The sequence below is a fragment of the Micromonospora sp. NBC_00617 genome (genome assembly GCF_045161355.1).
GTDB lineage: Bacteria > Actinomycetota > Actinomycetes > Mycobacteriales > Micromonosporaceae > Micromonospora.
Genome location: NZ_CP107751.1, coordinates 234,658 through 249,386, shown reverse-complemented (window position 1 = coordinate 249,386; position 14,729 = coordinate 234,658). Strand labels below are relative to the sequence as shown.

General features: G+C 72.4%; 13 protein-coding genes. 8 read left to right on the top strand and 5 right to left on the bottom strand.

What is annotated here, in order from left to right; all coding sequences use genetic code 11:
* Window positions 1–175 precede the first annotated feature (175 nt).
* Complete coding sequence (locus OG505_RS01205; protein WP_405430347.1) at window positions 176–580, bottom strand: YjbQ family protein; 405 nt, start codon at window positions 578–580, stop codon at window positions 176–178.
* A gap of 185 nt (window positions 581–765) precedes the next feature.
* Here OG505_RS01205 and aceE point away from each other — a divergent pair, with 185 nt between their 5' ends.
* On the top strand, window positions 766–3,504 hold the full coding sequence (gene aceE, locus OG505_RS01200) for a pyruvate dehydrogenase (acetyl-transferring), homodimeric type (protein ID WP_405430346.1): 2,739 nt from the start codon (window positions 766–768) through the stop codon (window positions 3,502–3,504).
* A gap of 188 nt (window positions 3,505–3,692) precedes the next feature.
* Here aceE and OG505_RS01195 read toward each other — a convergent pair whose 3' ends face one another.
* Window positions 3,693–4,139: an SRPBCC domain-containing protein gene (locus tag OG505_RS01195; protein WP_234589259.1), complete on the bottom strand. Its 447-nt coding sequence runs from the start codon at window positions 4,137–4,139 to the stop codon at window positions 3,693–3,695.
* Between the two features lie 188 nt (window positions 4,140–4,327).
* Between OG505_RS01195 and OG505_RS01190 the strand changes: the two genes are divergently transcribed.
* From OG505_RS01190 to gltX, 3 genes are all read left to right on the top strand, one after another.
* Window positions 4,328–5,677 (top strand): GH1 family beta-glucosidase, encoded by a 1,350-nt coding sequence (locus OG505_RS01190; RefSeq protein WP_405430345.1) that lies wholly within the window; start codon window positions 4,328–4,330, stop codon window positions 5,675–5,677.
* On the top strand, window positions 5,674–6,939 hold the full coding sequence (locus tag OG505_RS01185; RefSeq protein WP_405430344.1) for an MFS transporter: 1,266 nt from the start codon (window positions 5,674–5,676) through the stop codon (window positions 6,937–6,939). Before OG505_RS01190 ends, OG505_RS01185 begins: the two co-directional genes overlap by 4 nt.
* Window positions 6,940–7,026: 87 nt before the next feature.
* On the top strand, window positions 7,027–8,436 hold the full coding sequence (gltX, locus tag OG505_RS01180; RefSeq protein WP_405430343.1) for a glutamate--tRNA ligase: 1,410 nt from the start codon (window positions 7,027–7,029) through the stop codon (window positions 8,434–8,436).
* A 195-nt stretch (window positions 8,437–8,631) separates the two neighbouring features.
* On the opposite strand, the gene OG505_RS01175 is transcribed toward gltX, so the two are convergent.
* Window positions 8,632–9,279 carry a copper resistance protein CopC gene (locus OG505_RS01175; protein WP_405430340.1) on the bottom strand — a complete coding sequence of 216 codons (648 nt, stop codon included), beginning with the start codon at window positions 9,277–9,279 and terminating at the stop codon, window positions 8,632–8,634.
* Window positions 9,280–9,521: 242 nt separating this feature from the next.
* On the opposite strand from OG505_RS01175, the gene OG505_RS01170 reads away from it, so the two are divergent.
* Complete coding sequence (locus OG505_RS01170; RefSeq protein WP_405430339.1) at window positions 9,522–10,172, top strand: hypothetical protein; 651 nt, start codon at window positions 9,522–9,524, stop codon at window positions 10,170–10,172.
* 125 nt (window positions 10,173–10,297) lie between these two features.
* Here OG505_RS01170 and OG505_RS01165 read toward each other — a convergent pair whose 3' ends face one another.
* Together OG505_RS01165 and OG505_RS01160 are read right to left on the bottom strand one after the other, a co-directional pair.
* Window positions 10,298–10,630, bottom strand: a complete 333-nt coding sequence (locus tag OG505_RS01165; protein WP_405430337.1) for a hypothetical protein — start codon at window positions 10,628–10,630, stop codon at window positions 10,298–10,300.
* A 105-nt stretch (window positions 10,631–10,735) separates the two neighbouring features.
* Entirely contained in the window at window positions 10,736–11,275 is a 540-nt protein-coding gene (locus OG505_RS01160; RefSeq protein ID WP_405430336.1) for a hypothetical protein, read from the bottom strand.
* A gap of 202 nt (window positions 11,276–11,477) precedes the next feature.
* Here OG505_RS01160 and OG505_RS01155 point away from each other — a divergent pair, with 202 nt between their 5' ends.
* The 3 genes from OG505_RS01155 to OG505_RS01145 are packed head-to-tail and all read left to right on the top strand — an operon-like array spanning window position 11,478 to window position 14,712.
* On the top strand, window positions 11,478–12,680 hold the full coding sequence (locus tag OG505_RS01155; RefSeq protein ID WP_405430334.1) for a sensor histidine kinase: 1,203 nt from the start codon (window positions 11,478–11,480) through the stop codon (window positions 12,678–12,680).
* On the top strand, window positions 12,677–13,372 hold the full coding sequence (locus tag OG505_RS01150; protein WP_405430333.1) for a response regulator: 696 nt from the start codon (window positions 12,677–12,679) through the stop codon (window positions 13,370–13,372). Before OG505_RS01155 ends, OG505_RS01150 begins: the two co-directional genes overlap by 4 nt.
* Complete coding sequence (locus OG505_RS01145; protein WP_405430332.1) at window positions 13,369–14,712, top strand: PucR family transcriptional regulator; 1,344 nt, start codon at window positions 13,369–13,371, stop codon at window positions 14,710–14,712. Before OG505_RS01150 ends, OG505_RS01145 begins: the two co-directional genes overlap by 4 nt.
* The last annotated feature ends 17 nt before the right edge of the window (window positions 14,713–14,729 follow it).

Sequence of the window (14,729 nt, the reverse complement as noted above, 5' to 3'; positions counted from 1 at the left end):
CGGCCGCGAGGCCGGCCCGGTCCACCGGTCGACCCGCCGCGGAAACCACCTCCGGTGCCACCGCCACATCGTACGCATCACGACGACCGCCCAGCTCAACGAACAGGTTCGACCCCAAGTTGCGCGGATCTTGAGCCGGCACAGCGGCACGGCCCATGATCGCGGGGCGGCGGGGTCAGGCGGGGAGGAAGGAGAAACGGACCTGGCGGGTGGGATTGTCGCCGTTGGTGTCGACCAGGCAGATGGACTGCCAGGTGCCCAGGGCGAGCCGTCCGTCGAGCACCGGCAGCGTCGCGTACGGCGGGACGAAGGCCGGCAGCACGTGGTCCCGGCCGTGGCCGGGCGAGCCGTGCCGGTGCCGCCAGCGGTTGTCGGTGGGCAGCAGCGCGTCGAGGGCGGTGAGCAGGTCGTCGTCGGAGCCCGATCCGGTCTCGATGATCGCCAGTCCGGCGGTGGCGTGCGGCACGAAGACGTGCAGCAGGCCGTCTCCCTCGCCGGAGACGAAGCTCTGGGCCTCGGCGGTGATGTCCCGGACGGCCGGCCGGGACCCGGTCTGGACGGTGATCACGTCACTGCGCATACGTCGCATTCTGCCGCAGCGGGCCGGGAGGCCCGGCACATGGGGAAAGAAGGGCCGTCGCGCTAAGTTACCGGCGGGTACCTGTGTTCAGCGTCGCGTTCGGGGCACCTAGACGTGACGACGGGTGCCACCAGAGGGCAGGATGGCGCTAGAGACCTATCCCACACACAACCGAGGGAACGCCTGTGGCTACGGAACGCAAGCGCCCGGTGATCAGCGACGGCCTACCGAGCCAGCTTCCGGACATCGACCCTGAAGAAACCAGCGAATGGGTCGAGTCGCTTGACGGTGTCATCGACGAGCGCGGCACCAAACGCGCCCGCTACGTCATGCTGCGCCTGCTGGAGCGGGCCCGTGAGCGCCAGGTCGGGGTTCCGCCCCTGACCACCACCGACTACATCAACACGATCCCGCCGGAGCAGGAACCCTGGTTCCCGGGTGACGAGCACGTCGAGCGGCGGATCCGGGCGTACGTCCGGTGGAACGCCGCGATGCTGGTGCACCGGGCGCAGCGCCCGGAGATCGGCGTCGGCGGGCACATTTCCACCTTCGCCAGCTCCGCGTCGCTCTACGAGGTGGGCTTCAACCACTTCTTCCGGGGCAAGAACCACCCGGGCGGCGGCGACCACATCTTCTACCAGGGCCACGCCTCCCCCGGCATGTACGCCCGGGCGTTCCTTGAAGGGCGGCTCAGCGAGCACCAGCTCGACGGGTTCCGCCAGGAGCTGTCGCACCCCGGCGGCGGGCTGCCGTCGTACCCGCACCCGCGGCTGATGCCGGACTTCTGGGAGTTCCCCACCGTCTCGATGGGCCTCGGCCCGATCAACGCGATCTACCAGGCCCGGTTCAACCGGTACCTGCAGCACCGGGGCATCAAGGACACCTCGCAGCAGCACGTGTGGGCGTTCCTCGGCGACGGCGAGATGGACGAGGTCGAGTCCCTCGGCGCGATCGGCGTCGCCGCCCGTGAGGAGCTGGACAACCTCACCTTCGTGGTCAACTGCAACCTCCAGCGGCTGGACGGCCCGGTCCGGGGCAACGGCAAGGTCATGCAGGAGCTGGAGGCCTTCTTCCGGGGCGCCGGCTGGAACGTGATCAAGGTGGTCTGGGGCCGGGAGTGGGACCCGCTGCTCGCCGCGGACACCGACGGCGCGCTGGTGAACCTGATGAACACCACGCCCGACGGCGACTACCAGACCTACAAGGCGGAGTCCGGGGCGTACGTGCGGGAGCACTTCTTCGGCCGCGACCAGCGGACCCGCAAGATGGTCGAGCACCTGTCCGACGACGAGATCTGGAACCTCAAGCGGGGTGGCCACGACTACCGCAAGCTCTACGCGGCCTACAAGGCGGCGACCGAGCACACCGGGCAGCCGACGGTCATCCTGGCCAAGACGATCAAGGGTTGGACGCTCGGCTCGCACTTCGAGGGCCGCAACGCCACCCACCAGATGAAGAAGCTGACGCTGGAGGACCTGAAGACCTTCCGCGACCGCCTCTACCTGGACATCCCGGACAAGGCGCTGGAGGACAACCCCTACCTGCCGCCGTACTACCACCTGGGTGAGAAGTCCGAGGAGCTGGCCTACCTGAAGGAGCGCCGCGAGCAGCTCGGCGGCTACCTGCCGTCCCGGCGGACCAGCACCAAGCGGCTGACCATCCCCGGTCCGGAGCGGTTCGCCGACGTCAAGCGGGGCTCGGGCAAGCAGAAGGTGGCCACCACGATGGCCTTCGTCCGCCTGCTCAAGGACATCATGAAGGACAAGGAGTTCGGCAAGCGCTGGGTGCCGATCATCCCGGACGAGGCCCGCACCTTCGGCCTGGACTCGATCTTCCCGACCGCGAAGATCTACTCCCCGCACGGGCAGCGCTACACCTCGGTCGACCGGGAGCTGTTCCTGTCGTACAAGGAGTCGACCACCGGGCAGATCCTGCACGAGGGGATCAACGAGGCCGGCTCGGTCGCCTCGTTCACCGCGGCCGGCTCGTCGTACGCCACCCACGACGAGCCGATGATTCCGATGTACATCTTCTACTCGATGTTCGGGTTCCAGCGCACCGGCGACGGGTTGTGGGCGGCTGCCGACCAGATGGCCCGCGGCTTCCTGCTCGGCGCCACCGCCGGGCGGACCACGCTCAACGGTGAGGGCCTCCAGCACGAGGACGGCCACTCACTGCTGCTCGCCGCCACCAACCCGGCGGTCGTCGCCTACGACGCGGCGTTCGCGTTCGAGCTCGCGCACATCATGGAGAACGGCCTGCACCGGATGTACGGGGACGCGCAGGAGAACGTCTTCTACTACCTGACGGTCTACAACGAGCCGATCCTGCAGCCGGCCGAGCCGGCCGGGGTGGACGTGGAGGGCCTGCTCAAGGGCATCTACCGCTACTCCCCGGCACCGCAGGTCGACGGCCCGAAGGCCAACGTCCTCGCCTCCGGCACCGGCATGCAGTGGGCGCTCAAGGCCCAGCAGCTGCTCGCCCAGGACTGGGGCGTGGCCGCCGACGTCTGGTCGGTGACCTCCTGGACCGAGCTGCGTCGCGACGCGGTGGAGACCGAGGAGTACAACCTGCTCAACCCGGGCGCCGAGGCCAAGGTGCCGTACATCGCGCAGAAGCTGGCCGACGCGGACGGGCCGAAGGTCGCGGTCAGCGACTGGATGCGCGCCGTACCGGACCTGATCGCCCGCTGGGTACCCGGCGACTACACGTCGCTGGGCACCGACGGCTTCGGGATGTCGGACACCCGGCACGCGCTGCGCCGGCACTTCCACGTCGACGCCGAGTCGATCGTGGTCGCCACGCTGCGGCAGCTCGCCCGCAGCGGCGCGGTGCCGGCCACCGTGCCGGCCGAGGCCGCCAAGAAGTACGCGATCGACGACGTCAACGCCGCTCCCGTCGGGGAGACCGGCGGCGACAGCTGATCCAGCACGATCGAGAAAGGGCCCGGCGCGGGTGCGCCGGGCCCTTTTTGGTGCACCCGCACCCTCGCTCCCGGCCCCGACCGACCGGGCGGACGGCGGGTGAGAAGGAAGCGGCGGTGGTCCGGGGCCCCTGGCGGGGGCCCGGGACTTCCGCCAGGGGCGGGTGACGCCGGGAGCGGACGCGCTCGTCAGCCGACGGCGGCCAGGTCGGTGAGCCGGGCGAGTGAGTCCTCCAGGTCCGCGCCGACCCGGCGCAGGCCCAGGCGCAGCAGGGCCGCCTTGACCGGGCCGGCCGGCCAGCGGACGACGATGAGTCGCACGATCGTCCCGCCCTCCTCCTCGTCCTCGGTGAGCTGGACGTAGATCTCGGTGCGCGCCTCCGCACGAGCACCGGCGCCCTTGGCCCGTTCCCGCCAGCCGATCAGTGTCGGCTCCTGATAGGCGATCACCTCGGCCTCATGCGCCGAACCGCGCCCCGCCTGGACCAGTTGCCGCCGCCCGAAGCCCTCTCCGGAGAGCACTTCGGCCGCGCGGACCCCCGCCAGCCAGGCCGGTAACTGCTCAGCCCGCTGTACGACGTCCCAGACCACTTCCACCGGCGCCGCCACGTGCGCACTGCGTTCCACGAGGATCATTTCCGTCTTTCCTCCAGTGAGGACATCCCACGATATCGGCACTCTATGCGCTAAATCGGACTTACACGGACGGGTTAGGAAAAAGACACGCCGATCAACCATTGCGGATTGCGCCAACCCGGCCTATGGCGCATTCATCGACAGCGCCCTAGAGTCCCGAACACGTTTCACGTTGACCGGGAGGGCGCATGCCGACCGCACCGATGCCCGAGTTCCCCGCCGGCTTCCGCTGGGGCGTCTCCACGTCCGCCCACCAGATCGAGGGCGCCATCACGGCCGGCGGACGCGGACCGTCCATTTGGGACACCTTCGCGCGCTCCCCCGGTCGGATCAGCGACGGCAGCAGCGGTGAGATCGCCTGCGACCACTACCACCGGCACGCCGAGGACGTGGCGCTGCTGGCCGGTCTGGGCGTCTCCGCCTACCGGTTCTCGATCGCCTGGCCCCGGGTGCAGCCCAGCGGCAGCGGCCCGACCAACGCCGCCGGCCTGGACTTCTACGACCGCCTGGTCGACGACCTGCTGGCCGCCGGCATCGACCCGGTGGCCACCCTGTACCACTGGGACCTGCCCCAACCCCTGCAGGACGCCGGTGGCTGGCTCAACCGCGACACCGCCGCCCGCTTCGCCGACTACGCCGAGCGGACCGCCGCCCGCCTCGGTGACCGCGTCCGGCTCTGGATCACCCTCAACGAGCCGTTCATCCACATGAGCCTCGGCTACGGCATGGGCGTGCACGCCCCCGGCGAGATGCTGCTCTTCGACGCCTTCCCCGCCGCCCACCACCAACTGCTCGGGCACGGGCTCGCGGTCGCCGCGCTGCGCGGCAACAGCGCCAGCCCGGTGGCGATCGCCAACAACTACTCCCCCGTGCGGGTGCTCGGCGACCGCGACGCCGACCGGGCCGCCGGGGCCGTGTACGAGGCGCTGCACAACCGGCTCTTCACCGACCCCCTGCTCGGCCGCGGCTACCCGGACCTGCCCGGCCTCGACCCGGGCGTCATCCGCCCCGGCGACCTGGACACCATCGCGGCGCCCATCGACGTGCTGGGGGTCAACTACTACAACCCCACCGGCGTACGGGCCGCCGAGGAGGGCTCGCCGCTGCCGTTCGACCTGGTGCCGCTGGACGGCTACCCGCGTACCGCCTTCGACTGGCCGGTCGCCCCCGACGGGCTGCACGAACTGCTCGGCTGGCTGCGTGACACGTACGGAGACGCGCTGCCGCCCATCGAGATCACCGAGAGCGGCTGCGCATACGACGACGCACCCGACGCGGACGGGCAGGTGGCGGATCCGGAGCGCATCGCGTACCTCGACGGGCACCTGCGGGCGGTCCGGGCCGCCATCGACGACGGGGTGGACGTACGCGGGTACTTCGTCTGGTCGCTGCTGGACAACTGGGAGTGGGCCGAGGGATTCACCAAGCGCTTCGGGCTGGTGCACGTCGACTACGCCGACCAGAGGCGTACACCGAAGTCGTCGTACACCTGGTTGCGGGACGTGATCACGGCCTCGCGGGACGGTTCGGCGCGGTGACCACCCTCGACCCGACGCCGGCGGCGCTCGCCGAGCCGACCGTGCCGGTGCGACGCGGCTGGATCGGTCTGGTCTTCGCGGCCAACCTCGGCGTGTGGATGGCGTTCTTCACCCCGATCCAGGTGCTGCTGCCGCAGCAGATCGAGCGGATCGCGCCCGCCGACAAGGAGACCATGCTGGCCGTGGTCACCGGCCTGGGTGCGCTGGCGGCGGTGCTGGCCAACCCGCTGGCGGGCGCGCTGTCCGACCGGACCTGCCTGCGGATCCTCGGCCGGGAGTTCGGTCGTCGGCACGTCTGGACCGCCGGCGGCGCGGTGCTCGGCGCGGCGGCGTTGGTGCTGCTGGCCCAGCAGCGGACCATCCTCGGGGTCGCCCTCGGCTGGGTCGCCGCCCAGGTCTGCTTCAACGCGATGCTGGCCAGCCTCACGGCTGCCATTCCGGACCGGGTGCCGGTGGCGCAGCGCGGCGCGGTCTCCGGCTGGGTGGGCATCCCACAGGCGCTCGGGTTGGTGCTCGGCGCGGTGCTGGTCACCGCCGTCGTCACCGGCAACGCCGCCGGCTACCTGGCCATCGCGGTGGCCATCGGGGTGCTGTCGCTGCCGTTCGCGCTGCTCACCCCCGACGACCGACTGCCCCGCGCGCACCGCCCCGCACTGCGGGCGCGGGCGCTGTTCGCCTCGATGTGGATCAACCCGCGCCGGCACCCGGACTTCGCCTGGGCGTGGATCACCCGGTTCCTGGTCCAGCTCGGCAACGCGCTGGGCACCCTCTACCTGCTGTACTTCCTCACCGACGGGGTACGTCACCCCGACCCCGAGGGCGGTCTGCTGGTGCTGATCCTGCTCTACACGCTCGGCATGATGCTGACCGCGGTGGTCGCCGGCCGGCTGTCGGACCGGTCCGGGCGGCGCAAGGTCTACGTGATCGTCTCCGGCCTGATCATGGCGGTCGCGGCGCTGCTGCTCGCCGTCGCGCCGGTCTGGCCGATGGCGATCGTCGCCGCCCTGCTGCTCGGCGCCGGTTACGGCGTCTACCTCTCGGTGGACGCCGCCCTGATCACCCAGGTGCTGCCCCGGGCCACCGACCGCGCCAAGGACCTCGGCGTCATCAACATCGCCAACTCGGCGCCGCAGGTGCTCGGCCCCGCGCTCTCCGCCCCGCTCGTCGTCCACCTGGGCGGGTACCCGACCCTCTACGCGGTCACCGCCGCGGTCACCCTGGGGGGCAGCGCCCTGGTCGTCAAGATCCGCTCAGTCCCCTGAACTGCAAGGAAGGGCCCCTTGTACAACACCAGGCGATAAGAAGGGGCCCTTCCTTACTCGGTTGTCCGGCCGCCGTAGGCTGGGGGCGTGACGGTACGTGTGCGCTTCGCCCCCTCCCCGACCGGTATGTTCCACGTCGGCGGCGCCCGCTCGGCGCTGCAGAACTGGATCTACGCCAAGCAGCAGGGCGGGGTGTTCGTGCTGCGCATCGAGGACACCGACGCGGCCCGCAACAAGCCCGAGTGGACCGAGGGCATCCTCTCCGCGCTGGACTGGATCGGCATCTCCCGGGGCAGCTACGAGGGGCCCTACTTCCAGTCGGCGAACGCCGGCGAGCACCGGGCCGCCGCCACCCGGCTCTACGAGTCGGGTCGGGCCTACTACTGCGACTGCACCCGTGAGGACGTACAGGCCCGCACCGGCTCGCAGTACCAGGGCTACGACGGCTACCACCGTGACCTCGGCCTCGGCCCGGGTGAGGGTCGCGCGCTGCGTTTCCGTACGCCCGACGAGGGCACCACCGTGGTCGTCGACCTGATCCGTGGTGAGCCCACCTTCGAGAACAAGCTCATCGAGGACTTCGTCATCGCCCGCGGCGACGGCTCGCCGGTCTTCCTGCTCGCCAACGTCGTCGACGACATGACCATGGGGATCACCCACGTGATCCGGGCCGAGGAGCACCTGCCCAACACCCCCAAGCAGCAGCTGCTCTGGGACGCCCTCGGGGTCAAGCCGCCGGTCTGGGCGCACGTGCCCGTCGTGGTCAACGAGAAGCGGCAGAAGCTCTCCAAGCGCCGCGACAAGGTCGCCCTGGAGGCGTACCGCGACGAGGGCTACCTCGCCGGCGCGATGCGCAACTACCTGATGCTGCTCGGCTGGGCGCCCTCCGGCGACCGGGAGATCGTGCCCTGGTCGGTCATCGAGGACGAGTTCCGGCTGGAGGAGGTCAACCCCTCCCCCGCGTTCTTCGACGAGAAGAAGCTGCGCGCGTTCAACGGCGAGTACATTCGCGCGCTGCCGGTGGCCGAGTTCATCGACGCCTGCCAGCCGTGGCTGACCGGCACCGGGACCCTCGCGCCGCCGCCGTGGCAGCCGGAGGAGTTCGACGCCGCCGCCTTCGCCGCCGTCGCACCGCTGGCACAGACCCGGATCGCGGTGCTCAGCGAGATCGTGCCGAACGTCGACTTCCTCTTCCTGGCCTCGCCGCTGATCGAGGAGGCGGCCTGGACCAAGACCATGAAGGACGGCTCGGCCGAGCTGCTGGACGCCGCCGTCGTGGCCTTCGAGGCGCTGGAGTCCTGGGACGCCGAGTCGCTGAAGTCGACGCTGGAGGCGGTCGGCGCCGAGCGCGGCCTCAAGCTCGGCAAGACGCAGGCGCCCGTCCGGGTCGCGGTCACCGGCCGCACCGTCGGCCTGCCGCTGTTCGAGTCGCTGGAGGTGCTCGGCCGCGAGCACACCCTGACCCGGATGCGCGCCGCCCGGCTCCGCCTGACCTGACCCGCGTGCCAACCGCCGCACCCCACCGCACCCACCACGCCCCGCCACGCCCCGCCGCACCCCGCGCCCACCGCGCCGATCTTGCAGTTTCGGTTGTCGATATGAGTGAGAATGCCCTTTATGTCGGCACCGAAAGTGCAAGATCGGCGGTGCGGGGCGGGGCGGGCGGGGCGGGGGCGGGGCGTTGATCTCGACTTAGCGGGCTCGGCGGCGGAGCACGAGGCCGGCGGCGAGGCCGGCCAGCAGCACCAGAGCGCCCAGCGCCCAGAGCCACCAGCGACCCCCGGAGTCGGACCGCTCCTCGGCGGCCGGCACGGCGGACGCGCTGCCGGCCGGCTGCGACACGGGCCCGGCCGAGGACGCCGCCATCGGGGGCGAGTCGGTCGGCGTCGCCGCCGGGCCGGTGCCAGCGACCGAAGGGCTGGCGGACGGGCCGGCGCCGCCGGCGGTGGAGGGGCTGGCGGACGGGTCGGCGGCCGTGCCGGCGGTGAGGGTGAACCGCACCTCGCCCTTGATCGGGTGGCCGTCGCTGGACGCGAGCTGGTAACCGACGATGTAGAGCCCGGCCGCGCCCGGTTTGAACGGCACGCGTACGCGGCTGCCGTCGAAGGTCGGCTGCCCGCCGGCGACCACATTGTCCGGTCCGGTTATTGTGATCTTCGTCGTAGCGGGGGCCGGCTTGGCCAGGAACCGAAGCTCGACCCGGGCGGGCGCGGTGGCCACCCGGGCGCCGTCGCGCGGATCGCTGCCGGTCAGCGAGTTGTGCGCGGCGGCCGGTGTCACCGGGGCCAGCAACGACACACCGAACGCCACGCCGAGCACCACTGGCACGACCCGTGCCATTCGTGTAACCCTGCCCCCCATGAACCCCTCCGTAAGGGTACGATCCGCCCGCTGATCAAAACGGCTCCTCATTAGTCGAGCAGAGATCGCAGATAGTTCCAATTACTGTTCCACAAGCTGCATTTCATCGACGTTCTGCGGAGTCTGTGAGAGTGGGCCCGGCCGCCCGGTCGGTGTCGTCACCGGCCGACCGACCCGGACGTCACGACGAAGCCATCCATCGAACGGGGCGAGGAGGCGGGATGGTCCGACAGATGAGGCGCTGGGTAGCCGTGCTGGCGGGCACGCTGGCGGCGGCACTGCTGGCGCTCGGCACCGCCGGCCCGGCCAGCGCGGCACCCAAGCCGGCTCCCGCCGGTGTGGACATCACCGGTGAAGGGCTCGCCGAGCCGCTGCGGCTCCGGACGGACACCCAGCCCACGCACGTGGTGGCGGTCATCGACCAGGTCAACTTCTTCGCCCGTACCGGCATGCCGACCGGGCCGAAGGCAGCCAACCTCGGTCCGAAGTACACGGTCGTGGTGCTCGCCGGTGAGACGCCGAAGCAGACGTACGACCTCTACCCCAAGGCGGCCGGTGGCCCGCGCGTCTACCGACCGGCGAAGCAGCCGGACGGTCGCAAGACCAGCGCCGGCTGGTTCCTCGGCCGGCTCAGCATGTCCGAGACGTTGCGCACCGCCGGGGTGCCGCTGGAGCGGCAGTTCGACACGGTCAGTGGTGGCGTGGGCGGCGGCGAGCGGGTGCTCCCGGAGGACACGATGGACCCGGCGCGGGACATCGACGAAGCGCTCGGCGAGTTGCAGCGACTGCTGCTGCTCAACGTCGCGGTGATGCTGACCATCACTGTCGGTCTCGCCGGGATCGCCCTGCTGATCCGCCGCCGGACCCGCTGACCTCCCGGCGGCGGGTCAGACCAGGTCCGCCGCCGGACCCGCTGACCTCCCGGCGGCGGGTCAGACCAGGTCCGCCGCCGGACCCGCTGACCTCCCGGCGGCGGGTCAGACCAGCCGTCGCGCGGTCAGCACCAACGGCGTGGTGGGCGCTCCCGTCGGGTGGCCCGCTGACGCGGCCGGACCGGGCCGTGTCGGTGCGCCCCCGCCCACCCGGGCAGTTCGCTGCGACAGCCGGTGACGTCGTCCGGCTCGGGCGGCACCGGCTCGGTAACCCGTTGGCGTGGCACGGCCACGTCGTCGTCGGCCCGCTCGGACGGGCGGCCGCCGGTCGACTCCGCCGGGTACGCCGACGCCCCGCCGACCGGCCGGCGCGGCTTGCCCGTCGTCTGCGGGTCGTGGTGCCCCAGCCGGCAGGGCTCGCCCTGGGCGCAGCCGTGCTCGGCCTCCCCGTGCGCCATCCCCGGTCTCCTCACGCTCGCACTCACGCGCGGAGGCGCTCCCCCCGACGTGCCCTGCCACCGTACTGGCCGGGACCGACGGCCTGTGCACGGCGTACCCCGGGGTCAGCGCTTCGGGCGGCGAGGGAACAGGGTCTCCCAGACCGGGAAGGCGACCAGCCAGATCAGGATCACGACGGTGAGGCTGCGGATCCAGTTGCCCAGTTCACGGGTTCGTTCCGCGTCGTTCACCCAGATGATCGCCGCGCCGAGGAGGCCGCACGCGACAGCCCAGCCGAGGAGCGCCTTGGCCCACTCTCGCCACTCGTGGCGGGTGCGGGCCCAGCCGTGGCGGGGAGGCCTTACCGGCGGCGGGCCACCGGCGAACCGGTGGGCGAAGCGCTGGTCCGCCCAGCGCACCATCGAGTGCCCGAAGGCCACCGAGAAGCCGAGATAGGCGGCGGCAAGACCGTGACTGACCCCTGCGGTCGCGCCGCGGCGCAGGTCGATCACCGACGCGGCGAGCAGGGCCAGATCCACCAGCGGTACGCAGACCAGCAGCGCCGCGCCGAGTCGCGGCCGGCGCAGCGGATAGCGGGCCACCAGCCCGGCGCCGAGCAGCACCCAGAACGCGATCTCACAACCGATGATCACCGCGACCACCATGGCGACCTCCCCCCGTCGTCGGCACCCAGCGTCGCCGATCGGCGAGGCCCGGGCCTCGACGCCGGAGACGAGATCGGGGTCCTCCCTTCGACGGACCAACCGTCCGGGCGCGCTCGCCGTACCCCTTTCGGCGCATGTCGGAGCCGGCGGGCTCCTACCCTGGTCGGAGTCGGCGGGTCGACGGTTGTGGTGGGATCGGGGCATGCGACCGCCACCGTGGCTCGGCTCCGGCACGGCCGGCCGGGACCTCACGCTGGCCGGCGCGTCGCTGGTCGGCGGCCTGGTGCTGTACGGCCTGGGCATGCAGCCGCAGATCGTCCCGCACCCGGACGTGCCGCCCGCGCTGTTCCTGGCGCCGCTGCTGGCGGTGTGCGTGGCCGTCGGTCTGCGCCGGGTCGCGCCACGCGCCAGCCTGGCGGTGGGGACCGGGGCGCTCGTGGTGGACACGGCGCTGGGCACCTCGCTGGGCACCGTTGTGATCTACACGCAGGTGCTCTACGACGCCTGCGTGTACGGCCCGCCCCGGCTGTGGCGGTGGCTGCTGGGGATCACCGCGACGCTGAGCGCGATCGGGACGGTGGCCGGCGTCCTCGGCTTCGGGCAGTGGCGCGGGGCCGCCGTCGGGGTGCCGGTGGTGCTCGCCGGGCTGCTGCCGGTGCTGACCGGGATCAGCGTGCGGCAGTACCGCGACCAGGCCGCCGCCGAGCGGGCACGGGCCGAGCAGACCGCCCGGCTGGTCGAGCTGGACCGCCGGCAGGCGGTCGGCGCCGAACGGGCGCGGATGGCCCGGGAACTGCACGACGTGGTCGCCAACCACCTGAGCGCGGTGGCCATCCACGCCACCGCCGTGCTGTCCGTACCGGGGCTGGAGCGGGGCCAGGTGGAGTCGGCGTTGCGGGTGATCCGGGAGAGTAGCGTGCAGGGTCTGGCCGAGATGCGACAGATGATCGAGCTGCTGCGCGAACCGGAGGCGGGTGAGCGGAGCACGGCGGGCGTGGTCGGCGCGGTGCCGGAGGCGGTCAGGGCGCGGCTCGCCGAGGCGGACGGGTTGGTCGAGCGAATCCGGGCGGCGGGCCTCGCGGTACGGGTGCACACCGACGGCACGCCGGGTCCGCTGCCGGTGGGGGTCGACCTCGCCGCGTACCGGATCGTGCAGGAGTCGCTGACCAATGCCCTCAAGCACGGCACGGGCGAGGCGGAGCTGACCATCGCGTACCGGCCGGCGGAGGTGGTGCTGACGGTGGAGAACCCGGTGCGCCCGGACGGGTCGGGGCTGCCGGGCGCCGGGGCCGGCCTGATCGGGATGCGGGAGCGCGCCGCGCTACTGGCCGGCCGGTTCACCGCCGGGTCGCACGACGGCCGCTGGCAGGTCCGGGCCGCGCTGCCCACCGGGGAGGGTGGGTGACCGCGCCAGCGCCGGGCTCGGGCGACGCCGACGCCGCGCCGGTACGGGTGGTCCTCGCGGACGACCAGCCGGCGGTACGGGCGGGGCTGGCCCTGATCCTGAGCGGCTCGCCGGGCATCGAGGTGGTCGGCGAGGCGGCCGACGGCGACGAGGCGGTCCGGCTGTGCCGGGAGGTACGCCCCGACGTGGCGGTGCTGGACGTGCGGATGCCACGCCTCGACGGGATCGCCGCGACCAGGGCGATCGTCACCGACCAGCTCGCCGACGTGCTGGTGCTGACGACCTTCGACCTGGACGAGTACGTCTTCGGCGCGCTGCGCGCCGGGGCGTCCGGGTTCCTGCTCAAGGACACCGACGCGGCGGGGCTGGTCGCGGCGGTGCACACCGTGGCGCGCGGTGAGGGGTTCATCGCCCCCACGGTGACCCGTCGTCTGATCGCCGCCTTCGCGGCCACCGCGCCCGGCGCGTCGGCGGCCGCCCGATCCGCGCTGGACACGCTGACCCCGCGCGAACGCGATGTGCTGGCCTGCCTCGGCCTGGGCCTGTCCAACCAGCAGATCGCCGGCCGGCTGGCGCTGGCGGAGAGCACCACCAAGACGCACGTGAGCCGGATTCTGGCGAAGCTGGACCTGCGCAGCCGGGTGCAGGCGGCGATCCTGGCCCAGGAGCTGGGCCTGCTCGCGCCACCGTGACCTCCGCGCCGGGGCCGGCCGTCGCGGGCCCGCCGACCGGTGCCGGCGTGGATGGCCTGCTCACGACGTGTCAGGCTAGGGCGGTGAGGACGCCCGAGGGTGGGGAGCTGGCGGCCACGCTGCGCCGGATCGAGCGTTCGGCGGGAGCGCTGGCCACCGCCAGCGTGGCCCGGATGGACGAGACGCTGCCGTGGTTCCGCGCCCTGCCGGCCGACCAGCGCTCCTGGGTGATGCTGGTGGCTCAGGCGGGCGCCCGGTCGCTGGTGCAGTGGCTGCGCGACGGCGGCGGCACGGCGGACAGCACCCAGGAGGTCTCCGACGAGGTGTTCGCGGCGGCGCCACAGGCTCTGGCCCGGTCGATCACCCTCCAGCAGACCGTGGCACTGATCAAGGTGACCATCGACGTCGTCGAGGAGCAGGTGTCGCAGCTGGCCGCCGAGGGCGAGGAGCAGCTGCTGCGCGAGGCGGTGCTGCGCTTCTCCCGGGAGATCGCGTTCGCCGCCGCCCGGGTGTACGCGCGGGCCGCCGAGTCGCGCGGCGCGTGGGACGCCCGGTTGCAGGCCCTGCTGGTCGACGCGCTGCTGCGCGGTGACTCGCCGGACGTCCTGGCGAGCCGGGCCGCCGCGCTGGGCTGGGCGGACGCGCCGCCGGTCGCGGTGGCGGTCGGCCGGTCCCCCGGCGGTGAGGTTTCCGCCGTGCTGCACGTGGTGTACCGGCAGGCACGGCGGATCGGCGTCGAGGTGATCGGCGGGGTGCACGGCGACCGGTTGGTGATCGTGCTGGGCGGCGCGGCGGATCCGCTGAGCGCCACCGGCGAGCTGCTGGGCGCGTTCGGTGACGGTCCGGTGGTGGTCGGTCCGGCCGTACCCAGTCTGGATGAGGCGACGGAGTCGGCGCGGGCCGCGCTGTCCGGTTTCCGGGCGGCGCCGGCGTGGCCGACCGCACCCCGGCCGGTGCCGGCCGCGGACCTGTTGCCGGAGCGGGCCCTCGCCGGCGACGCGGAGGCGCGTCGCCGGTTGCGCCACGACGTGTACGCGACGCTGGTGCGCGCCGGTGGCGAGTTGCTGGAGACCCTGGACGCCTTCCTGGCCGCCGGTGGCACGCTGGAGAGCGCGGCGCGGGCGCTGTTCGTGCACCCGAACACGGTGCGGTACCGGTTGCGCCGCATCGCCGAGGTGACCGGCTTCTCGCCGCTGTCGCCCCGGGACGCGTTCGCTCTCCAGGTGGCGTTGACGGTCGGTCGGCTGGATCCGGTGGTCACGGCGGTCCCGACCCAGACATTGGCCCCGGCCGCCCGGAAATCCGCTCAAAGCAGTGATGATCCCCGCCGATCTTTGTGAGAAACCTCCAAAGGTTC